General features: G+C 70.5%; 20 protein-coding genes. 6 read left to right on the top strand and 14 right to left on the bottom strand.

From position 1 onward, the window contains the following. Positions 1–90: 90 nt before the first annotated feature. On the top strand, positions 91–1,914 hold the full coding sequence (locus CLV67_RS10645; protein ID WP_106317006.1) for an AMP-dependent synthetase/ligase: 1,824 nt from the start codon (positions 91–93) through the stop codon (positions 1,912–1,914). A gap of 558 nt (positions 1,915–2,472) precedes the next feature. Then, positions 2,473–2,916, top strand: coding sequence for a hypothetical protein (locus CLV67_RS10640; RefSeq protein ID WP_106317005.1), 444 nt, complete (start codon positions 2,473–2,475; stop codon positions 2,914–2,916). 117 nt (positions 2,917–3,033) lie between these two features. Here CLV67_RS10640 and yczR read toward each other — a convergent pair whose 3' ends face one another. Beyond that, complete coding sequence (yczR, locus tag CLV67_RS10635; RefSeq protein ID WP_106317004.1) at positions 3,034–4,488, bottom strand: MocR-like transcription factor YczR; 1,455 nt, start codon at positions 4,486–4,488, stop codon at positions 3,034–3,036. 59 nt (positions 4,489–4,547) lie between these two features. Here yczR and yczE point away from each other — a divergent pair, with 59 nt between their 5' ends. Both yczE and CLV67_RS10625 read left to right on the top strand, forming a co-directional pair. Further along, positions 4,548–5,201 (top strand): membrane protein YczE, encoded by a 654-nt coding sequence (yczE, locus tag CLV67_RS10630; RefSeq protein ID WP_106317003.1) that lies wholly within the window; start codon positions 4,548–4,550, stop codon positions 5,199–5,201. Positions 5,202–5,254: 53 nt separating this feature from the next. After that, entirely contained in the window at positions 5,255–5,683 is a 429-nt protein-coding gene (locus CLV67_RS10625; RefSeq protein WP_106317002.1) for a hypothetical protein, read from the top strand. Between the two features lie 6 nt (positions 5,684–5,689). On the opposite strand, the gene hisF is transcribed toward CLV67_RS10625, so the two are convergent. Together hisF and CLV67_RS10615 are read right to left on the bottom strand one after the other, a co-directional pair. Continuing rightward, positions 5,690–6,451, bottom strand: coding sequence for an imidazole glycerol phosphate synthase subunit HisF (gene hisF / locus CLV67_RS10620; RefSeq protein ID WP_106317001.1), 762 nt, complete (start codon positions 6,449–6,451; stop codon positions 5,690–5,692). Continuing rightward, complete coding sequence (locus CLV67_RS10615) at positions 6,448–7,332, bottom strand: EamA family transporter (protein ID WP_106317000.1); 885 nt, start codon at positions 7,330–7,332, stop codon at positions 6,448–6,450. The genes hisF and CLV67_RS10615 overlap by 4 nt, the downstream gene beginning before the upstream one ends. Positions 7,333–7,404: 72 nt before the next feature. Between CLV67_RS10615 and CLV67_RS10610 the strand changes: the two genes are divergently transcribed. Next, positions 7,405–8,313 (top strand): LysR family transcriptional regulator, encoded by a 909-nt coding sequence (locus CLV67_RS10610; protein WP_106316999.1) that lies wholly within the window; start codon positions 7,405–7,407, stop codon positions 8,311–8,313. Here CLV67_RS10610 and priA read toward each other — a convergent pair. From priA to hisD, 7 genes are read right to left on the bottom strand one after another with little or no spacing between them, the layout of a single operon-like run. After that, positions 8,279–8,998, bottom strand: a complete 720-nt coding sequence (gene priA / locus CLV67_RS10605; protein ID WP_106316998.1) for a bifunctional 1-(5-phosphoribosyl)-5-((5-phosphoribosylamino)methylideneamino)imidazole-4-carboxamide isomerase/phosphoribosylanthranilate isomerase PriA — start codon at positions 8,996–8,998, stop codon at positions 8,279–8,281. The genes CLV67_RS10610 and priA overlap by 35 nt on opposite strands. An 18-nt stretch (positions 8,999–9,016) precedes the next feature. Continuing rightward, positions 9,017–9,334, bottom strand: a complete 318-nt coding sequence (locus tag CLV67_RS10600; protein WP_106316997.1) for a hypothetical protein — start codon at positions 9,332–9,334, stop codon at positions 9,017–9,019. Continuing rightward, complete coding sequence (gene hisH, locus CLV67_RS10595; RefSeq protein ID WP_106317174.1) at positions 9,331–9,945, bottom strand: imidazole glycerol phosphate synthase subunit HisH; 615 nt, start codon at positions 9,943–9,945, stop codon at positions 9,331–9,333. The genes CLV67_RS10600 and hisH overlap by 4 nt, the downstream gene beginning before the upstream one ends. Further along, positions 9,942–10,100 (bottom strand): hypothetical protein, encoded by a 159-nt coding sequence (locus CLV67_RS51790; RefSeq protein WP_170153802.1) that lies wholly within the window; start codon positions 10,098–10,100, stop codon positions 9,942–9,944. The genes hisH and CLV67_RS51790 overlap by 4 nt, the downstream gene beginning before the upstream one ends. After that, entirely contained in the window at positions 10,097–10,708 is a 612-nt protein-coding gene (gene hisB / locus CLV67_RS10590; RefSeq protein ID WP_106316996.1) for an imidazoleglycerol-phosphate dehydratase HisB, read from the bottom strand. The genes CLV67_RS51790 and hisB overlap by 4 nt, the downstream gene beginning before the upstream one ends. Then, positions 10,705–11,781, bottom strand: a complete 1,077-nt coding sequence (locus CLV67_RS10585) for a histidinol-phosphate transaminase (RefSeq protein ID WP_106316995.1) — start codon at positions 11,779–11,781, stop codon at positions 10,705–10,707. The genes hisB and CLV67_RS10585 overlap by 4 nt, the downstream gene beginning before the upstream one ends. Further along, on the bottom strand, positions 11,778–13,130 hold the full coding sequence (gene hisD / locus CLV67_RS10580) for a histidinol dehydrogenase (RefSeq protein ID WP_106316994.1): 1,353 nt from the start codon (positions 13,128–13,130) through the stop codon (positions 11,778–11,780). Before hisD ends, CLV67_RS10585 begins: the two co-directional genes overlap by 4 nt. A 107-nt stretch (positions 13,131–13,237) precedes the next feature. On the opposite strand from hisD, the gene CLV67_RS10575 reads away from it, so the two are divergent. Continuing rightward, positions 13,238–13,945: an LON peptidase substrate-binding domain-containing protein gene (locus CLV67_RS10575; RefSeq protein ID WP_106316993.1), complete on the top strand. Its 708-nt coding sequence runs from the start codon at positions 13,238–13,240 to the stop codon at positions 13,943–13,945. A gap of 491 nt (positions 13,946–14,436) precedes the next feature. Here the strand turns inward: CLV67_RS10575 and CLV67_RS52630 are convergent, their stop codons facing one another. The 4 genes from CLV67_RS52630 to CLV67_RS10555 all read right to left on the bottom strand — a co-directional run bounded on the left by CLV67_RS52630 (position 14,437) and on the right by CLV67_RS10555 (position 21,668). Continuing rightward, a complete protein-coding gene (locus tag CLV67_RS52630) occupies positions 14,437–15,447 on the bottom strand; it encodes a hypothetical protein (protein ID WP_203737628.1) in 1,011 nt (336 codons plus the stop codon). Positions 15,448–15,476: 29 nt separating this feature from the next. Next, positions 15,477–19,010, bottom strand: coding sequence for a DNA polymerase III subunit alpha (gene dnaE, locus CLV67_RS10565; RefSeq protein ID WP_106316992.1), 3,534 nt, complete (start codon positions 19,008–19,010; stop codon positions 15,477–15,479). 60 nt (positions 19,011–19,070) lie between these two features. Next, complete coding sequence (locus CLV67_RS10560; RefSeq protein ID WP_106316991.1) at positions 19,071–20,537, bottom strand: MinD/ParA family ATP-binding protein; 1,467 nt, start codon at positions 20,535–20,537, stop codon at positions 19,071–19,073. 147 nt (positions 20,538–20,684) lie between these two features. Continuing rightward, positions 20,685–21,668 carry a hypothetical protein gene (locus tag CLV67_RS10555; protein WP_239166793.1) on the bottom strand — a complete coding sequence of 328 codons (984 nt, stop codon included), beginning with the start codon at positions 21,666–21,668 and terminating at the stop codon, positions 20,685–20,687. Positions 21,669–21,694: the final 26 nt, after the last annotated feature.

Here is a 21,694-nt window from a genome sequence, read left to right as displayed (position 1 = left end):
TCAGCTCTAGCCGTGGTGCCGAACACACATTACCCTTCGGTAACACTCCGGTTACTTACCCCCCGTTGATGGTTTAAGGCGGCGCCCCATATGGCTCTCCAGGTTCCCTACCGGTCGATCCCGGACATGCTCTTCCAACGCGTGGCGAAGACCCCGGACGCCAAGGCGCTCGCCGGGCCGAACGCTGACGACAGCGGACCGGCCTGGCTGACGTGGCGCCAGGTCGGCGAACGCACCCGGGCCATCGGCGCCGGCCTGCGTGAGCTGGGCATCGGCCTGGAGGACCGGGTCGCGATCCTGTCCAACACCCGCCTCGAGTGGATCCTGGTCGACCTGGGAATCAACGTGGCCGGTGCGGCCGCGACCACGGTCTACCCGACCACCGAGCCCGAGGACACGTCGTTCATCGTGTCCGACTCCGGTTCCAAGATCCTGATCGCCGAGAACGCGAAGCAGGCGCTCAAGATCGCCGGCGCCGAGACCGCGGTGACCAAGGTCGTGCTGATCGACGGCCCGGCCGACTCCGGCGCCACGCCGCCGCAGATCACCCTGGCCGAGCTGGAGCAGCTCGGCGCCGCGGCGCTGACCCGCGAGCCCGGCCTGATCGACGACGTGCTGGCCCAGATCGGCCCGGACAACGTCGCCACCCTGATCTACACCTCCGGCACCACCGGCCGCCCCAAGGGCGTCGAGCTGCTGCACAAGGGCTGGACCTGGGAGGGCGTGGCACAGCAGGACCTCGGCCTGTTCTCGCCCGACGACCTGCACTACCTGTGGCTGCCGATGTCGCACGCGTTCGGCAAGACGCTGCTCTGCGGCATCCTGCACGTGGGCGTGCCGACCTACGTCGACGGCCGCGTCGACAAGCTGATCGACCTGCTCGCGGTGATCAAGCCGAGCCTGATGTGCGCCCCGCCCCGCATCTACGAGAAGGTCTACAACAAGACCGTCACGAGCGGCCTCTCCGGCAGCGGCCTCAAGCCCAAGATCTTCAGCTGGGCGGTCGCAACCGGCAAGAAGCGGGTGGCGCTGCAGCAGGCCGGCAAGCCGATCCCGGCCGGCCTCGCGTTCCAGTACTCGATCGCCGAGAAGCTGGTCTTCTCCAAGCTCCAGGCGAAGCTCGGCGGCAACATCAAGGTGCTGGTCAGCGGCTCGGCAGCGCTCAGCCGCGACATCTCCGAGTTCTTCGCCGCCGCGAACCTGCAGATTCTCGAGGGCTACGGCATGACCGAGGCCTGCGCCGCGAACTTCGTCAACCGGCGCGGCAAGCTCAAGATCGGCACGGTCGGCCAGCCGCTCGGCGACCTCGAGGTCCGCATCGACAGCGACGGCGAGGTCCTGATGAAGGGCCCGCCCGTCATGCGGGGCTACCACAACCTGCCCGAGGCCACCGCGGAGGCGTTCACCGAGGACGGCTTCCTGCGCACCGGCGACATCGGTGAGCTTGACGCCGACGGCTACCTGAAGATCACCGACCGGAAGAAGGATCTGGTCAAGACCTCGGGCGGCAAGTTCATCGCCCCGTCGGCGATCGAGGGCTCGTTCAAGGCGGTCTGCCCGTACACCTCGCAGGCGGTCGTCATCGGCCAGAACCGCAACTTCGTCACCATGCTGATCGCCCTCGACGAGGAAGCCATCAAGACGTGGGCGGCGACCGGTCCGCTGGCGGGCAAGAGCTACGACGAGATCGTCGCGGCGCCCGAGACGCACGCGCTGGTCGAGGGCTACATCAAGGAGCTCAACGCCAAGCTGAACCGCTGGGAGACCGTCAAGAAGTTCGCGATCCTCCCCCGCGACCTCAGCATCGAGGCCGGCGAGGTGACCCCCTCGATGAAGATCAAGCGCCGCAGCGTCGAGACCAACTTCGCGTCGCAGATCGACAAGATGTACGAGGGCAGCCTCGCCCAGATCTGACCCATTGCGTGCTCGAGGCCGGCGGACCACTCACGGTCCGCCGGCCTCGTTCTTTCTCCTTCTCCGGTACGGCTACGGGCCCCACAACCGCACCTTTCACGAACCGGGGCCACGGACGCGACGCGGGCGGCCCGGAACGGCCCCAAGGCGCCTCACGGGCGTAGCCTCCCGTCCCCGGCTGCGCCGTACCGCCGCCTCCGTCCCATAGTGCCGTCGTCCAGATCTTGTGAGATTCGGGTCGAGGATGGCGGCCGAACCTCACAAGTTCTGTCGCATTGATGGGCGGCGGCAGAGGTGGGAAACCATTCCCACCCGGGCGGCGATCGCACAAGATCAACCTAAGCGGCAACGCCTGCACAAGATCAGCAAGACCAGGCAGCAGAAGCGGGAACGGACGCGCCTGGAAGGCAGAGCCGTCGACGAGCGACGACCCGGCCAACCCACCACCCGCCCGGCCAGGAGCCCGCCGGACCGTACCCCGGGGCGGGTCGTGAGGCGACTCAGCCACGGCGCGGCCCGCCGGAGACCCTGCTCCCGGAAGCTCTCTAGGCTGGGCCGATGAGTGACGTCGCGCGATCAAGAGAACAGCGCAAGGCCGACACCCTGGCGCGGCTGGCGGCGCCTGTGCTCGACGCCTGGGTCGCCACCGACGGCCCGTACCTGGTCCCGCTGACGCTGGCCTGGTTCGAGGAGCGCCTCATCGCGGCCACCGACGGCGCCTCACCCACCGCGAAGAGCCTGATCAGCACCGGCAGGGCCCGCATCGGCATCGGCCCCACCCGCGACGTGATCATGATCGACGCGGTCCTGGAACGCCGGCTTCCGGTCGGGGAGGCGCACGAGGTCGGGGAGGCCTACGCCGCCCAGAACGACTGGGATCCCCGCACGGCCGGCCCCGACTACGTCTTCCTGGTCCTCCGCCCGACCCGGATCCAGGCCTGGCGTGAGGCGAACGAGATCCCCGGCCGGACCCTGATGCGAGACAGCACCTGGCTTCCTTGACTGCGTGGTGAACCGCGGCTCGCCAGTGGGCACAGATCACCACGCACAAGCGGGACACGACACACGTGGTGAACTACGGCTCACCCGTGGGCGCAGATCACCACGCGGGAGTGGGGGTCAGGTGATGACCACCGGGGTACGCCAGGTGGGGCGGGCCGCGTGGTCCAGGTCGTGACGGACCGAGGCGATACGGCGGACGGCCTCGGCGAGATCGTCGGCGGGCAGCGTGAACGGCAGGCGCAGGAAGCGCTCCAGCGTGCCGTCGAGCCCGAACCGCGGCCCGGGCGCCAGCCGCACCCCCACGTCCTCGGCGGCGCGCGACAGTGCGCTGGAGATCGGCCCGTCGAGTTCGGCCCACAGGGTGACACCCCCGCGCGGCACGACGAGACGCCACTCCGGCAACTGTGAACGCAGGGCGGCGACCAGGGTGTCACGCCGGAACCGCAGCTGGGCACGGCGGGCGGAGACGATCTCGTCGGCGATCCTGAGCAGGTGTACGGCCACCAGCTGCTCCAGCACGGGACTGGCCATGTCGACACCGACCCGGATGGCGGCGAGCCGCTGCACGAGCGGAGCGGACGCGCGCACCCAGCCGATCCGCAGTCCACCCCAGTAAGCCTTGCTCATGCCGCCGATCGACGTGACCCGGGAGTGCCGGTCGAAGACGGCGACGGGTGGCGGCATCGCGGGGTCGTCGAGCGGCAGGTCCACGAAGGACTCGTCGACGATCAGGTCGGTGCCGGCCGAGTGTGCCGTCGCCACGAGCCGTTCGCGCAGCTCGGTGGGCATGAGGTGGCCGGTCGGATTGTGGAACTCGGGAATCACGTACGTCATCCGGGGTTTGGTCTGACGCAGTGCCCCGAGGAGCATCTCGCCGTCCCACCCGGCTTCGATGTCGAGGCCGTGGGTGCTGATCCGGGCGCGGCGGGCGGCGAGCGCGGCGAGCGCGTTGGGATAGGTGGGCGTCTCGACGAGAACCGTCGCGCCGACCGGCACGGACAGGCGTAGCACCAGGTCGAGAGCCTGCTGGGTGCCGCTCGTGATGAGGATCTGCTCGGGTGAGGTCGGCACGCCGCGGGTGGTGTAGGCCTCGGCGACGGCGGCGCGCAGCTCGGGCAGGCCGGTCGGGTGGTAACCGGCGCTGCCGAGGTATCGGGGCAGGTCGTCGGCGGCGGCGCGGGCGGCCGGGACGAGTTCGACCGGCGCGGCCGAGGCCGCACAGCCGAGGTCGATCATGTCGAGGTCGTCGTCGGGCGTCCACAGACCGGAGGACGCGACCCGGTGCCCGTTGGGCAGGGTGGTCCAGCTGCCGGCGCCGCGGCGGCTGGCGAGGTGGCCGGTCTCGCGGAGGGCGCGATAGGCGGCGGACACGGTGGTGCGGCTGATGGCGAGGGCTTCGGCGAGCTCGCGTTCAGCGGGCAGTCGTACGCCGAGGGCGAGCCGCCCGTCGGAGAGCAGACCGCGGACCGCTCCGGCGAGCGCGGCATAGTCGGGGCTGCGCCGCCGGCCCGGCAACGAATGCCACCGACCCAGGAGCCGGGCCAATTGGTCTCCACGAACCGACGTAGTCATAGCCACCTCCACTGAATTGGCACTTTAGCATTGGCGGATTGGCATCAAGAGTGGCTGTTATGAACCTGTACCGTCGCCTCCCCCAGCTCTTCGCGGGGCTTGTGCTCTACGGCGTCAGCACCGCGCTGATGATCGAGTCGGGTCTCGGGCTCAACCCGTGGGACGTCTTCCACCAGGGACTCTCCGAGGTGACCGGGATCCGCTTCGGGTGGATCGTGCTGCTCGTGGGCGTACCCGTCCTTCTGCTCTGGATTCCGTTGCGTCAGCGGCCGGGATTCGGGACGGTGGCCAATCTGGTGGTGGTGGGTTTCGCGGCGGACGTCTCGCTGGCACTGCTGCCGACCGGTGAGGCGGTGCCGGCCCGGGTCGGCCTGCTGGTGTCCGGGATCCTGCTCAACGGCTTCGCGACCGGTCTCTACCTGGGCAGCCGGATGGGTCCAGGACCGCGCGACGGACTGATGACCGGTCTGGCCGCACGGTTCCCGAAGGTGTCGTTGCGGGTGATCCGGACCGGGATCGAACTGACCGTTCTGGGAGCCGGCTTCCTGCTGGGTGGGACGGTCGGTGTCGGCACGATCGCGTACGCGCTGGCGATCGGGCCGCTCGTGCACCTGTTCCTTCCGAAGCTCTTGGTCCCCCAATCGGTCCCCAGTGATCTTCCGATTCCCGGTGACACCACCGAAGCTGTCGGCCCCGCAACCGGCCCCCAGTGATCTTCCGGACACATTCGCTTCCCGGTGACGTCACCGCACGGCATCATTGCGGCATGGGGGCCGGTGGCTGGAACTGGAACGACGCATGGATCTTCGTCTCCGCGGTCATCGCCGAGCGCCTGGAACGCGACCGGGCACTGCACGCCGCGTTGCCGGTGACCGGCGCGGCCCTGGCCGACGTGCTGGCCGCGGCCGATTTCCTGCACCACAGCGTGCCGAGCCGGGAAGAGCTGGAGACCTCGGTGCGCCGTCTCGCCGGTGCCGGGCTGATCATCGCGGAGGACGACCTGATCCGTGTCGCCCCGCCCGGTGAGCAGCTCTGGCGGACGCGGCCGTTCAGCGGCCTGTCATCCGCGGTGATGACGTTGCAGACACAGCTGAACCGGCTGGCCGAGCCGGGCGAGGCGGACTGGTCGCTGGACGATCAGGCCTACAACGCGGCGGTACGCGAATACAGCCTGAGACTGGCCGACGGCCGCTGAGAGCCGTCAGCGAACCGGGTTGCCCGCCGAGCGCAGGCTCTCCTTGACCTCGCCGATGGTGAGGTCGCCGAAGTGGAAGACGCTGGCCGCCAGCACCGCGTCGGCACCGGCCTCGACCGCGGGCGCGAAGTGCTCGACCGCACCGGCGCCGCCGCTGGCGATCACCGGGATGTCGACGACGGCCCGCACCGCCCGGATGAGCGGCAGGTCGAACCCGGCCTTGGTCCCGTCGGCGTCCATCGAGTTGAGCAGGATCTCCCCGGCACCGAGCTCGGCCACCCGCGCCGCCCACTCGACCGCGTCGAGATCCGCGCTGCGCCGCCCGCCGTGCGTGGTGACCTCCCAGCCGCTGGGCTGTTCGGCCGACCGGCGCACGTCCAGCGAGAGGACCAGCACCTGGTTGCCGAACCGCTCGGCGATCTCTCTGATCAGCTCCGGCCGGGCGATGGCCGCGGTGTTCACACCAACCTTGTCGGCACCGGCCCGCAGCAGCACGTCCACATTCTCCGGGGAGCGGACGCCGCCGCCGACGGTGAGCGGGATGAACACCGTCTCGGCGGTCCGGCGCACCACGTCGAGCATGGTGCCGCGGTCGTCGGAGGAGGCGGTCACGTCCAGGAAGGTCAGCTCGTCGGCACCGGCCGCGTCGTACGCGGAGGCCAGCTCCACCGGGTCGCCGGCGTCGCGCAGGTCGACGAAGTTGACGCCCTTCACCACCCGTCCGGCGTCCACGTCCAGGCAGGGAATCACACGAACCGCGACCGTCATGCCCCCACCCTAGCCAGCTCCTTCGTGGCCACCGGGCGGGCCCTGACCAATCCCAGGAGCACGCCGCCGACCACGAGGACACCGCCGGCCACCTCGATCGCTTGCACCGGCTCGCCGAGGAACACAGCGGCCGACGCGATGCCGAAGAACGGGACGAGCATCGAGAAGGGCGCGACGGTCGCCGCACCGTATTTCTTGAGCAGGAAGCCCCAGGCGGCGAACCCGGCGAGCGTGGAGATCAGCGCGATGTAGAGCAGCGACAGCACCGCCCGGGTGTCGATCGCGCGCAGGGCGGCGAGGTCGGCCGCCGGGCCGTCGAAGATCAGGGTGAGCACGACGAGCGGGCCGGTCGCCACGGCGCTGACCCAGACCATGAACCGCAGCGTGTCCGGCGGGGACGCCTTGCGGGTGGCGACGTTGGACAGCCCCCAGGCCGCGGCGGCGCCGACGACCAGCACGAAGGCGGGCAGCGGTGCGGTCGTGCGGGTCGCCACGAGGATCAGGCCGGCAACCGCGACGGCAAGACCGGCCAGCTGTACGGGACGCGGCCGCTCGCGGAGCAGCAGCACCGCGAAGATCATCGTGAAGATCGCCTGACTCTGCAGGACGAGAGAGCTCAGCCCGGCCGGCATGCCCGCCTCCATGCCGATGAAGAGCAGGCTGAACTTGGTGACCGCGAGGACCAGCGCGACCGTGATCACCCAGCGCCACGCCACCTGTGGGCGGCCGACGAGCAGCAGGGCGGGGAACGCGGCAAGCGCGAACCGGAGAGCCGAGAAGAGCAGGGGCGGGAAGGCGTCCAGGCCGACGTGGATGACGACGAAGTTGAAGCCCCAGACGGCCGCCACGGCGACCGCCAGAGCCAGGTCACGAGCTCTCATGGATCCAGCCTCGCGCTGCTGGACCGTTAAGCACCAGCAAAATAACCTACATCGAGGATGTAGCATCGCTACATGATTGACCTGGGCAGGCTGCGTGCGCTGCACGCGGTGGCGAGTTACGGCACGGTCCTGGCCGCGGGCGAGGCCCTGCGCTGCACCCCGTCCGCGGTCTCCCAGCAGCTGACCAAACTGGAGCGGGAGACCGGCAGCACGCTGGTGGAGAAGGACGGCCGGAGGCTACGCCTCACCGAGGCCGGCCGCATCCTCGCCGACCACGCCGAACGGGTGCTGACCAGCCTGCAGGAGGCCGAGACCGCGCTCGCCGCCCACCGCGACACGGTCACCGGGCGGCTCACCGTCTCCACCTTCGCGACCGCGTGCCGGGCCCTGCTGCCGCACGCGCTGCGGAAGCTGACCGACGCCCATCCGGGACTCGGCATCAGCGTGCTCGAGGTCAATCCACACGAGGGCGTGGAGCTGCTCCGCCGGGGGCACGTCGACCTGGCCGTCCTGGACGACTGGCCCGAGGTGGCGCTCCGCTATCCCGAGGGGATAACGAAAGTCACACTCGGCGAGGACCATGCCGACCTCATCGTGCCGGCCGACCACCGTCTTCGTGGCAAGGCGACGCTGGAGGACGCCCGGCACGAGCGCTGGATCGGCGTCCGAGCCGGTGACGTCTGCTACGAGTATCTGATCCGCAGCCTGCCCGGGGTGATCCCGGACTTTCAGGTCGGCGAGTTCGAGACCCAGCTGACCCTGATCGCGGCCGGACTCGGCGTCGGCCTCATTCCCCGGCTGGCCCGTGCGGAGCTGCCGCCGGGCACGCGAGCCGTCCGGGTCGATCCGATCCCCACCCGCCGAGTCGTGCTCGCCTGGCGTGACTCGGCGGCGGCCCGGCCCGCGATCCGGGCCGCCGAACAGGCACTACGTGAGGCCTGGAAGATCAACCGAGAACGGCAAGAGCTTCTCGTACGGTGAACGCGCCCGCATAGAGCGCCTTGCCCGCGATCACGCCCTCGACCCCGACCGGCTCCAGTGTCGCCAGGGCGCGCAGGTCGTCGAGCGTGGAGACGCCACCGCTCGCGATGATCGGCTTGTCGGTGGCGGCGCACACCTCACGCAGCAGGTCCAGGTTCGGGCCGCGCATGGTGCCGTCCTTGGTGATGTCGGTGACGACATAACGGGAGGCGCCCGCCTTGTCGAGCCGGGCCAGCACCTCGTACAGGTCGCCGCCGTCACGGGTCCAGCCCCGCGCGGACAGGGTGCGGCCGCGCACGTCCAGGCCGATCGCGACGCGGTCGCCGTACTCACCGCAGATCCGGTCGCACCACTCCGGGTCCTCCAGGGCGGCGGTGCCGATGTTGACCCGCTGGGCGCCGGTCGACAGCGCCCGGGTCAGCGACTCGTCGTCACGGATGCCACCGGACAGCTCCACCTTCACGTCGAGGCGCCGGACCACGTCGGCGAGCAGCTCCGCGTTCGATCCGCGGCCGAACGCGGCGTCCAGGTCGACCAGGTGGATCCACTCGGCGCCGTCGTTCTGCCAGGCCAGAGCGGCCTCGAGCGGGTCGCCGTACGCGGTCTCGGAACCGGCGGCGCCCTGAACCAGGCGGACGGCCTGGCCGTCGGCGACGTCGACGGCGGGCAGCAGTTGCAGGGTCATGTTTCTCCTGAATCGAAGCTAGGCGCGGCGGCCGAGCACCACGACGACGAGGGCCGGCACGGCGAGAACGAGCATGGCGGTGAGGATGATGCGCAGTGGCAGGTCCGGGATGAGCGTCCAGACCGCGACGACGGCCAGCAGCGTGACGACGACAATGCCGATCCGCTGGCGCCGGGTGCGGTGATAGAGACGGCCGTCCCGCCCGAAACGCGGCTTCAGGCGGCGCAGGAGGGACTCCCGGCGCTCCCGGCGGGCGACCCGCCGGGCCCGCACGGCCTTCTCCTGTTCCAGAACGGCGAGCCGCTCGGCCCGGCGTTTCGCGCGTTCCTTGCTCAAAGCGTCGCGACCCAGTTGCTGAGCAGGGCGAACCCCGCGTCCGCCGACTTCTCCGGGTGGAACTGCGCGGCGCTGAGCGGACCCGCCTCGACCACGGCCGCGAACGGCAGGTCATGGTTCGCGGTGGTCACCAGGGCGTTCTTCAGAAGATCAAGATCTTGGGCGGCGTACGAGTGGACGAAGTAGAACCGGGTGTCCGGAGTGAGTCCACCCAGCAGCCGGGACCCGGACGGCACCTCGACGGTGTTCCAGCCCATGTGCGGGATCCGCTCGGCGGAGAGTTTCGTGACCGAACCCGGCAGCAGGCCGAGCCCCTTGGTCTCCACCCCGTGCTCCACGCCCGACTCGAAGAGGATCTGCATCCCGACACAGATCCCGATGACCGGCCGCCCGGCCGCCACACGCTCGGCGATGACCGGACCGGCGTTCAGCGCCTCGATCCCGGCCATGCACGCCGCGTACGCCCCGACACCCGGCACCACCAGGCCGTCCGCCTCGGCGGCAGCCGCGAGGTCGCTGGTGACGGTCACGTCCGCACCGGTCCTGGCCACCGCCCGCTCCGCCGACCGCAGGTTGCCCGAGCCGTAGTCGAGGATGACGACGTTCATCAGGCCTCCCCCGGCCACCAGGCGAACCCGCCTGCCGCCGCCAGCACCGCGAGCACCGCCGTGATGCCGACGCTGAACTTCGTCGCGTCCGACTTGACCAGCTGGATCACGCCGCCGAGCAGGATGCCGGCCAGCGCGAACAACGCCAGGGAGATCACAGGACCCCCTTGGTGGACGGCAGCGCACCGGCATTGCGCGGGTCGATCTCGACGGCCTCGCGCAGCGCCCGGGAGAACGCCTTGAACTGGGCCTCCACCACGTGGTGCGCGTCCGGGTGCCCGCCGGGACGGCTGGCCCGCAGCACGTCCACGTGCAGGGTCACCTTGGCGGCGTGACCGAACGCCTCGAAGATGTGCCGGGTCATGCTGGTCGCGTAGACGGGACCGATGTACGGCACGAGCAGCGGCTCGTCGTGCACCACGTACGCCCGGCCGGACAGGTCGACGGCCGCGCGGACCAGCACCTCGTCCATCGGGATCGTCGCGGAGCCGTACCGCCGGATGCCCCTCTTGTCCCCGAGGGCCTGCGCGAACGCCTCGCCGAGCGCGATCGCGGTGTCCTCGATGGTGTGGTGCGAGTCGATCTCCAGATCGCCCTCGGTCCGCACGGTGAGGTCGAACCCGCCGTGCTTGGCGAGCTGGTTGAGCATGTGGTCGTAGAAGCCGACCCCGGTGTGCAGGTCACCCTTGCCGGTGCCGTCGAGATCGATCTCGACGAGCACCTTGGTCTCGTTGGTGACGCGGTCAATGCGGCCCACACGGCTCACAGCAAGATCTCCTCGGCGGCGTTCAGGAAAGCGGTGGTCTCGGATTCGGTGCCGGCGGTGACCCGCAGCCAGCCCGCCAGGCCGACGTCGCGGATGAGGACGCCCCGGTCGAGGAACGCCTGCCAGGCGGCCTTCTGGTCGTCGCCGGTGCGGAACAGCACGAAGTTGGCGTCGCTGTCGGCCACCGCGACACCCCGCCCGCGCAGGGTGCCGACGATCCGGTCGCGCTGCACCTTGATCTGCTCGACCGTGGCCAGTAGCGCGGCGCTCTGCGAAACGGCGGCCCGCGCGGCGGCCTGGGTCAGCGCGCTCAGGTGGTACGGCAGGCGGACCAGTTGCACCGCGTCGACCACGGCCGGATCGGCGGCGAAGTAGCCGAGGCGGCCGCCGGCAAAACCGAACGCCTTGCTCATCGTCCGGGTCACCACCAGGCGTGGGTGGCCGGGCAGCAGCTCGATCGCGCTGCGGGTGCCCGTCCGGGCGTACTCGAAATAGGCCTCGTCGACCAGCACCATGCCCCGCGCCGCACCGAGGACCGCGTCGATCACCGCCGGGTCGAGAGCGGTGCCGGTCGGGTTGTTCGGCGAGCAGAGGAAGACCAGGTCGGGATCGTGCCGGTGGATCTCGGCGACCGCCGCGTCGGCCCGCAGCCCGAAGTCGGGGTCACGCAGCGCGCCGATCCAGCGGGTACCGGTGCCGGCCGCGAGCAGCGGGTGCATCGAGTAGGACGGTCCGAAGCCGAGCGCCGTCCGCCCCGGGCCGCCGAACGCCTGGAGCAGTTGCTGCTGCACCTCGTTGGACCCGTTGGCCGCCCACACGCTCTCGAAGCCCAGGCCGTGACCGAGGTAGGAGGCCAGATCGGTCCGCAGGCCGACCGCGTCCCGATCGGGGTAGCGGTTGAGGTCGGCCAGCTCGGCGTCGAGCCGCTTGCGCATCTCCTCGATCACCGGCTGCGGGACCGCGAAGGCGTGCTCGTTGGTGTTCAGCCGGACCGCGACGTCGAGCTGCGGAGCGCCGTACGGCGTCTGGCCCCGCAGATCGTCCCGGATGGGCAGATCGTCGATCGTCGTCATTGGAGTCCCCGTCCAACCGCCCCGCCCGCCGCCCGAAAATCGGACTGAAAGCGAACCTGAACTGCGTCACCGTGCGCGGGCAGGTCCTCGGCGTTCGCCAGCGCCACCACGTGGCCCGCGACGTCGCGCAGCGCGTCCTCGGTGTACTCCACGACGTGGATGCCGCGCAGGAACGACTGCACCGACAACCCGGACGAGTGCCGGGCGCACCCGGCGGTCGGCAGCACGTGGTTGGACCCGGCCGCGTAGTCACCCAGCGACACCGGCGCCCACGCGCCCACGAAGATCGCGCCCGCGTTGCGGACCCGCATGGCCCACTCGCGCGCGTCGCGGGTCTGGATCTCCAGGTGCTCGGCCGCATACTCGTCGACCACGCGGAGGCCCTGCTCCAGGTCGTCGACCAGGACCACACCGGACTGCTCGCCGGTCAGCGACGTGCGTACCCGCTCGGTGTGTTTGGTGGTCCGGACCTGCTTCTCCAGCTCCGCCTCGACCGCGTCGGCGAGCTCGGCCGACGGCGTGACCAGCACGCTCGCGGCCAGCGGGTCGTGCTCGGCCTGGCTGATCAGGTCGGCCGCGACGTGCCGCGGGTCGGCCGTGTCGTCGGCCAGGATGGCGATCTCGGTCGGCCCGGCCTCGGCGTCGATCCCGACACGGCCCTGCAGGAGCCGCTTGGCCGCGGTCACCCAGATGTTGCCGGGTCCCGTGATCACGTCGACCGGCTCACACCGATCGCCCTCGTCCGCCCCGTCGGATCCGTAGCCCAGCATCGCGATCGCCTGCGCGCCACCGACGGCGTAGACCTCGGTGACCCCGAGCAGGGCGCACGCGGCGAGCACCCGCGAGTCGGGCAGGCCGTCGTTGGACGCCTGCGGCGGCGACGCCACCACTAGGCCCTCGACGCCGGCCTCCTGGGCGGGCACCACGTTCATCACCACGGTCGACGGGTAGACCGCCAGACCGCCCGGCACGTAGAGGCCGACCCGGCGAACCGGAACCCAGCGCTCGGTGACCGTGCCGCCGTCGACCACCTGGGTGGTCACGTCGGTGCGGCGCTGGTCCGCGTGCACCTTGCGGGCCCGCTTGATCACCTCGAGCAGCGCGGCGCGCACGTCGTCCTCGAGCGCCGACTCGGCCGCGGCGATGGCCTCGGCAGGCACGCGCAGGCGCTCCAGGGTGACGCCGTCGAACTTCTCGGTCGCCTCCCGGATCGCGCTGAAGCCATGCTCATGGACCGCCTCGACGACCGGGCGAATACTCTCGACGGCCACGGAGACGTCGAGCTGGGCACGGGGCAGCAGTCCGCGAGGGTCCCGGTGGGAGCCGCGCAGGTCGATCCGATTCAGCACCCGACCAGTCTATGCGGCCGCCCAACCGGGTTTCGGAGGTGAGTGGCCGGCCCAGGCGTTGGGATGCGGCGGGTTGACCATGGTCGTGGGCCGACTAGGCTGAGAGCGTGAGCGATCGGCTGCCGGTCTTCCCGCTGAGCACGGTGCTCTTCCCCGGTCTCGTGCTGCCCCTGCACATCTTCGAGGAGCGTTATCGCACCCTCGTGCGTGAGCTGGTGGCCAAGTCGGAGGGGACACCGCACGAGTTCGGCGTGGTCACCTTCAGGCATGGCAGTGAGGTCGCGCCCGAGCCCGGTGAGGACGGCGCCGCCCCCACGCCCCCGGTCGGTGCGGCCGACCTCTACGAGGTGGGCTGCACGGCCGAGCTGAGGCATGTCACCGAGCTGCCCGACGGCCGCTTCGACATCATGACCGTCGGCCGCCGCCGGTTCTCGGTGGTCAGCGTCGAGCAGGGCGCCGAGCCGTACCTCACGGCCGAGGTCCGCTGGCTGCCCGACGACGAGGAACCGAGCGCGGCGTCGCAGCTGCTGGCCCCGCGGGTGCTGACGGCCTTCCGCGCCTACCTCGAACTGCTGCGTCCCAACAGCGAGGTCCTCGAGCAGGTGCCCGACGATCCCACCGTCCTGTCCCACCTGATCGCGGCGACCGCCCAGCTCACCGTCGAGGAACGCCAGATGCTGCTGGCCATGCCGGACACGGCGGCCCGCCTCCGCGCCGAGTTGCGGCTGCTCAACCGTGAGGCCGGGTTGCTGGCCCGGGTCCGTGCCGTCCCGGTCCCGCTCTCCGATCTGGCCCGTCCGGCCAGCCCCAACTGACGCTGCGCCGTTTCCTCCCCGGCCGCGTTCCACAGTCCTGGCCGCCTTCCCCGACGCGGGGAACCTTCGCCACGGCGGGCTGCCTCCCCGCGTCGGGCCACTTTCCCGCGTCGGGCTACCTTCCCGCGTCGGGCCGCCTCCTCGCGTCGGCTGCCTTCTCACCGCCTTCGCCGCGTGGTGACCTACGCCCACATACGCGCCACGAACCACCACACACGCCGCCCGGCTCGGCAACGTGGTGACCTGCGCCCACCCACACCACAGACCACCACACACGCCGCCCAGCTCGGCAACGTGGTGACCTGCGCCCACCCACACCACAGACCACCACACACGCCGCCCGGCTCGGCAACGTGGTGACCTGCGCCCATATGTGCACCGCCGATCACCACGCGAGCGGGAGGGGAGCCTGCGGACGTTCCTCTGGTGCTTGAAATGGCGTGTGAACGCAGCCCCAGCGCGACCGTCGGGGCTGGGTTGTCACTCCCGGGCTACGCGTCCCCGCCGAGCCGGGTTCCTTGACCGGCCGGCCCCTCCCGCGGCGGCGTCTCGAGCACCGCTCCGCCCTCCCCCGCTCCGGCAGGCGGGGTACGGGGTTCGGCACCAGCAGGCGGCTCGTACGAATCGGCACCGACAGGCGGCGAGGACGGGCGAGCACCGGCAGGCGACACATACGAATCGGCACCGGCAGGCGGCACGTACGGCCCGGCACCGGCAGGCGGCACGTACGGGCCAGTGCCTGCAGGTGGTGCGTACCGGTCGGCGCCGGCGGGTGGCGCGTAGTCGGCGGGTGGGTAAGGCACGGCCGGGTCCGTGGTGTACGGCGGGTATCCGTAGTTGGCCCCATAACCCGGATGCGCGCCCGGATGGTCGAGGTCCGGGTCGTTGGACCAGCCGGCGAGCAGGGTCAGCACGATCGCCGCGATGAACGCCGGCACCAGTTTCGGCCCGAGCGACTGCAGCTCCGGCGGCGCCAGATAGGTCGCGCCCTGCGCCGCGGTCTCCCGCCAGTGGTCGTAGGCGTCGCGCCCGAGCCACTCGCCGACCGCCGGGGCGACCCAGCGACCGGCCACGAAGGCGCCGCCCACGACGCCGAACAGCAGGTACGGCCCGCGGTCGCGGCGCAGCACGAGCCATGAACCGACCGTCACGATCAGGCCGAACCCGAGGCCGAGCAGGGTGAACCAGCCGTCGGCGGCGATGTACTGCTCGGGCGAGGGGTCGGTGACCAGCACCCCGGCGTCGCCCCCGTTGATCACTGGCACGGCCGGCGCGAGCCACGCCCAGAGCAGGCCGAGGAGCACGCCTAGCACGATGATCGCCACGGCGGCACCGGCCCCGGCGGCGAGCGAGCGCCGCCACGGGCGGGGCGGGCCCTCCATCCGGAGCCACTGCCGCCAGTCGGTGACCGAGCCGAGCGGGCCCGGCGCGACGGGCACACCCGGTTCGGGTCCCTCCGGAGGCTGGGACGGGCCGGCCGGCTGCTCAGTCGGGTACGCCACCCTTTGATCCTTCCAGATCGGCCGGGACGTCAGGCGACGGCGGAGGGGCCGAGGATCATCTTGAGGTCGGCGCGCAGGGCCGGTGTCGCCGCGACCCGGACTCCGCCGAGCCGCATGACCGTGGTCCGGCTGCCGTTCTGCAGATGGACGTGCACCTCGGTGTCGCCCGGGTGGCTCACCAGGATCTCCTTGAGCTCGTCGACCAGCGGCGGGGTGCACCGGGTGATCGGCATCGTCAGGGTGACCGGCTTGCTGTCCGGGTTGTGGGTGATGTCGGGCATGGACATGTCCATCGCCATGATCCGGGCGGCGCCGTCACGACGCTCGATCCGGCCCTTGACGACCACGATGGCGTCCTCGGCGATGTACTGCCCGACCAGTTCGTACGTGTTGGGGAAGAACAGCGCCTCCACGCCGCCTGCCAGGTCCTCCAGGGTGGCCGAGGCCCACGACCTGCCCTGCTTGGTGATCCGCCGCTGGACGCCGGTGAGGATGCCCGCGAGTGTGACGACCTGGCCGTCCGGGACCGAGCCCTCCTCGTTGAGCGCCGCGATGCTGGTGTCGGCCGCGTTCGCGAGCATCATCTCGAGGCCGGCGAGCGGGTGATCGGACACGTAGAGCCCGAGCATCTCCCGCTCGAAGGCCAGCTTGTCGCGCTTGTCCCACTCGGCGGTGGCGATCGGCGGCATGGTGACGCCGGCCGAGCCGCCGCCGGCGTCGTCGCCGAACGCCCCGAACAGGTCGAACTGGCCGGCCGCCTCGTTGCGCTTGACGTCCGCGTACGCGTCGATGGCCTCGGCGTGCACGGCCAGCAGGCCCTTGCGGCTGTGCCCCATCGAGTCGAACGCGCCCGCCTTGATCAGCGACTCGATCGTCCTCTTGTTGCAGGCCACCGCGTCGACCTTGGACAGGAAGTCGTAGAAGTCGGCGTACTCGGATTTCTCCTTGCGGCAGCGGACGATCGCCTCGACCACGTTGCCGCCGACGTTGCGGACCGCGCCCAGACCGAACCGGATGTCCTTGCCGACAGGGGTGAACGGCCCGGCCGACTGGTTCACGTCCGGTGGCAGCACCTGGATGCCCATGCGGCGGCACTCCGCCAGGTACATGGCCATCTTGTCCTTGTCGTCGCCGACGCTGGTCAGCAGACCGGCCATGTACTCGGCCGGGTAGTGCGCCTTCAGGTAGGCGGTCCAGAAGGAGACCAGGCCGTACGCGGCGGAGTGCGCCTTGTTGAACGCGTAGCCGGCGAACGGCACCAGCACGTCCCACACCGCTTGGATGGCCTCGTCGGAGTAGCCGTGCTCGCGGCAGCCGTCCCGGAACGGAACGAACTCCTTATCGAGGATCTCCTTCTTCTTCTTACCCATGGCGCGGCGGAGCAGGTCGGCCTGGCCGAGGCTGTAGCCGGCGAGGATCTGCGCGGCGCGCTGCACCTGCTCCTGGTAGACGATCAGGCCGTACGTGGGCTCGAGGATCTCGCGCAGCGGCTCCTCCAGCTCAGGATGGATCGGGGTGATCTCCTGGAGCTTGTTCTTACGAAGCGCGTAGTTGGTGTGCGAGTCGACGCCCATCGGGCCGGGACGGTACAGCGCCAGGACGGCGGAGATGTCCTCGAAGTTGTCCGGCTTCATCAGGCGCAGCAGCGAACGCATCGGCCCGCCGTCGAGCTGGAACACGCCCAGCGTGTCGCCGCGGGCCAGCAACTCGTACGCCTTCGGGTCGTCCAGCGGGAGTTTCAGCAGGTCGAGCTTCTGACCGTGGTTGAGCTCGACGTTCCGGTTGGCGTCGTCGAGGATGGTCAGGTTGCGCAGGCCGAGGAAGTCCATCTTCAGCAGGCCGAGCGTCTCGCACGTCGGATAGTCGAACTGCGTGATGATCACGCCGTCGCTGGCCCGGCGCATGAGCGGGATGTGGTCGATGATCGGCTCGGCGGACATGATGACGCCGGCGGCGTGCACACCGGTCTGCCGGATCAGGCCCTCGATGCCGCGCGCGGTGTCGATGACCTTCTTGACGTCGGGGTCGGTCTCGTAGAGCCCGCGGACCTCGCCGGCCTCGTTGTACCGCTTGTCCTCCTTGTTGAAGATGCCGCCGAGGGTGATGCCCTTGCCCATGACGTCCGGCGGCATCGCCTTGGTGATCTTGTCGCCGACCGCGAACGGGTAACCCAGCACCCGGGCCGAGTCCTTGATGGCGGCCTTGGCCTTGATCGTGCCGAACGTGGCGATCTGGGCGACCTTGTCCTCGCCCCATTTCTCGGTCACGTAGCGGATCACCTCGGCCCGCCGCCGGTCGTCGAAGTCGATGTCGACATCGGGCATCGAGACACGCTCGGGGTTCAGGAACCGCTCGAAGATCAGGCCGTGCGGGAGGGGGTCGAGGTCGGTGATGCCCATGGCGTACGCGATCAGCGAACCCGCCGCCGAGCCACGGCCCGGTCCCACCGCGATGCCGTTGTCCTTGGCCCACTGGATGAAGTCGGCGACCACGAGGAAGTACGCCGGGAAGCCCATCGAGATGATGACGCCCAGCTCGTAGTCGGCCTGCTTGACGTGGGACTCCGGGATGCCGTCCGGGAAGCGCTTGCGCAACCCCTCGAAGGCCATGTGCCGGAAGTACTCCTCCTCGGTGAAGCCGTCCGGGATCGGGAACCGCGGCATCAGGTTCTTGAAGGTGAACATCCCCTCGGTGTCCACCTTCTCGGCCACCAGCAGGGTGTTGCGGCAACCCTCCTGCCAGGCCTCTGAGGAGTCGACGGCGCGCATCTGATCGGCCGACTTCACGAAGTAGCCGGAACCGTCGAAGCGGAACCGGTTGGGGTCGGCCACGTTGCTGCCGGTCTGCACGCACAGGAGCACGTCGTGCGCCGCAGACTGCTCCTCGTGCACGTAGTGCGAGTCGTTGGTGACCAGCGGCGGGATGTTGAGCTTCTTGCCGATCTCCAGCAGGCCGTCGCGGACCCGCCGCTCGATCGACAGGCCGTGATCCATGATCTCCAGGAAGTAGTGCTCCTTGCCGAGCGCCTCCTGGTACTTCGCGGCGGACTTCAGCGCCTCGTCGAAGTGACCCAGCCGCAGCCGGGTCTGCACGATGCCGGACGGGCAGCCGGTGGTGCCCATGATGCCCTCGGCGTGCTCCGCGATGATGTCGAAGTCCATGCGCGGGTACTTACCGAGCTGGCCCTCCATGGAGCCGCGTGAGTTGAGCCGGAAGAGGTTCTTCAGACCGACCGCGTTGCGCGCCCACATGGTCATGTGCGTATACGCACCGTTACCGGAGACGTCGTCCGATTTCTGCTCCGGCCGACCCCACTTGATGCGCTTCTTGTCCAGCCGGGACTCCGGCGCGACATAGGCCTCGACGCCGATGACCGGGGTCACACCGGCGGCTTTTGCCTGCGTGTAGAAGTCGTAGGCGCCGTGCATGTTGCCGTGGTCGGTGATCGCCGCGGCCGGCATGCCGAGCCGCTTCGCCTCCGCGAGAAGTTCCTTGATCCGGGCCGCCCCGTCGAGCATTGAATACTCTGTGTGCACATGCAGGTGCACAAACGAGTCAGACACCCGGAACCCCCTCTTCCAAATGACAGCGCAGAGAAGCCTAGCCCCGGCGTACGACAGAACCTACTCCGCGAAGGGCTCCAACATCACCGACGCCGCGCGGAGCCAGGCCTGCCTCGTCTCCTGCTGCAGGTCGCCGTACTCGATCGAGGAACCGACCTCGAGAGCCGGGTCGTAGGGCACCACGGCGACCGCCCTGGTCCGGGTCGCGAAGTGCCGCTTGAAGTCCTCCAGCAGCGGCAGATTGCCCGGCGACGGGCACGAGATAAGCGTCACGGCGTTGGCCACCATGTCGCCCTGCCCGCCCTCCTCCAGAACGTCGAGCATCCAGTCGGCGGTGAAGGCGGCGTCCTCCCGGGGGACCGTGGTGATCACCAGCTGGTCGGCCGACCGCATCACGGTCTGCCAGTTGACGCTCTCCACGTTGTTGCCGGTGTCGACGCAGATCACGTCGTGGGTCCGCCGGAGCAGGTCCATCACCCGGCGCACGGTGCCCTGGTCGAGGCGCTGGGCGAACCGTGGGTTCTCCTCGCCGGCCAGGACGTCGTAGGAGCCGTCGGAGGCGTGCCGCAGGTAGGCGTCCAGTTCCTGGAGCAGGGCGTCACCGTGCAGGCTCTCGATCCGCATCAGATCCGCCAGCAGGTGCTTTATGGTCCGCGCGTGCCGGGCGCTGCCGGCCCGAAGGCCGAGAGTGCCGCGCAGCTCGTTGTCGTCCCAGGCGAGCACACCGCGGCCGCGGACGCTGCCGATGGTGGCCGCGGCCAGCACGGTCGCGGTGGTCTTGTGCACGCCGCCCTTGGGATTGGCGAAGGCCAGCACCCGTGGCTTGCCGAGCTTGCGCCGCATGATCGAGACGGCGCGGTCCATGCCGTCCTCGGAGCGCGTCTGCCGCCACTCGATCCGGGCGGCCGCCGGGGCCGGGGAGACCGGCGCGGCGGCGCGGCCGGGAGCCGGCTGCGGCGACGGTGCCGGCATCTGTGGCTGGGCCGGCGCGGGGGCCTGCGGGTACGCCTGCGGGGGTGCGTAGGCCTGAGCGGGCTGGGCGTAACCGTTCGGAGCCGGTGGGGCGTAACCGTTGGCGGGCTGCGTGTACCCATACGCCGACGGCGGCTGCTGGGCCGGCGGCACGGGCGGGGATTGCTGCGCCGGCTGCTGCGGCTGCGATCGCGGCGTCGGCTCGAAGAAGCTGTGCTGCTCGGGCTCGCGCCGGCCCTGCCAGCGCGGATCGAGCGGGTTGATCGGCCGTTGCGGAACAGCGGGACGCTGCGGCTCGGCCGGTTGACGCTCGAAGGCGCCCGGCTGCTGAGGCGCCTGCCGCGGGTCGAGCGGATTGACCGGACGGCCCACCGACGCCGAGCCACGGGTCGGCAGCTGCTGGCCCCACTGCTGTTGCTGCTGCTGCGTCTCCGGCTGCTTGGGCGCCTCTTCCGGCTCCTCGCTGCGGCCGGCGTGCCGGGCACGGTCGAGCAGCGCCCGCCAGCGCGGGGCTGGTTCCGCAGGCCGGCCCCAGCCGGTCTCGGTCCCGTCCACGGCTCGTCCTTTCTGCGCCTACCCGGCATCATTCACGGCGATGGTGTCGCTCGCCCCTGACAGGCTACGGATGAGACCCTATTCGGGCCACCGACCGACCGCCCATCCCCCGGTCGTTCTTGATCACACGACCACGTCCCGGAAAACCTAACGGCCGGGTTCTCCACCGGATGCCCCCGGAGACCCGCCCCTTCCCTCATGAGCTGGACTCGCATCCGCTGCCGAGGGTACGGCACCCGAACCCTCGGAAGGGAATACGGCGGACGACGGTGTCGGAGCTGAAATGTCTGGTGAGGCAGATGTCACATCTACCTCGATCGACGACGGTAACGGGGGCGGGGTGGCCGGGGCAACGCTCACCGGCATGGATGGCACGGCGGACGGCTCCGGCGACACCACGTCCACCTCCTCCGGCAGCGGCGGGCGGAACTCGGTGCGATCCAGCTGCCGCACCTCCGGTGCCGGATCCACCACCCGCACCCAGGGCCGGGCCGAGATCCCGTCGAGCACGGCCGGCGTGGCCCGGACGACCGCGGCGAACACGCAGTCACAGCCGGCCCGGTACGACGCGGCCTCCTCGCCGGCCACCCGCGCCGCACTCTCGTACGCCGCCCGCAGCCGTACCTCGTTGCGCCCCTCACCGGTCAGCGCCCCGCTCAGCCGCTGATAGTCGGCGCGCTCCCGGTCGCGGGCCTGCGCCGCGTGCAGCATGCCCGTGGTGACGTCGCCGGGCAGCACCACCACCGGGATCCGCACCACCGGGGTCCGGGTCTCCTCCAGGGGCACCCGCGTGTAGACCTGGGCCACCTGGGCGCCCGCGAGCATCGCGGGCAGGCCGTCGGCGGCCGTGTACCGCTTGAAGGCGACCAGCGCCCACGTCTCGCCACCGACCGGGGCCGACGGGCCGGTGAGCCGGGCGAGCTCGTCCCGGGAGGACCTCAGATAGCCGGCGACCGACTGGCCCTCCACGACACCCACCCGGAGCACGTCGCCGGCCTCGTCATCGGCCGGGAGCTCCCGATCGGCCCAGAGGACCACCAGAACCAGGGCGACGATAGCGGCCAGCGCCACTCCGGCCATGACCTGCAACCGGAGCGCGGCGCCCCCGAACCCGACGAGGACTGCCCGCATACGAGGAGCGGGGCCCACGTGTACTC

The sequence above is a fragment of the Actinoplanes italicus genome, from assembly GCF_003001815.1.
In the GTDB taxonomy this organism is placed as follows: domain Bacteria; phylum Actinomycetota; class Actinomycetes; order Mycobacteriales; family Micromonosporaceae; genus Actinoplanes; species Actinoplanes italicus.
Note: the sequence above shows the minus strand (reverse complement) of the source record. Positions and strands in the feature narration are given on the sequence as shown.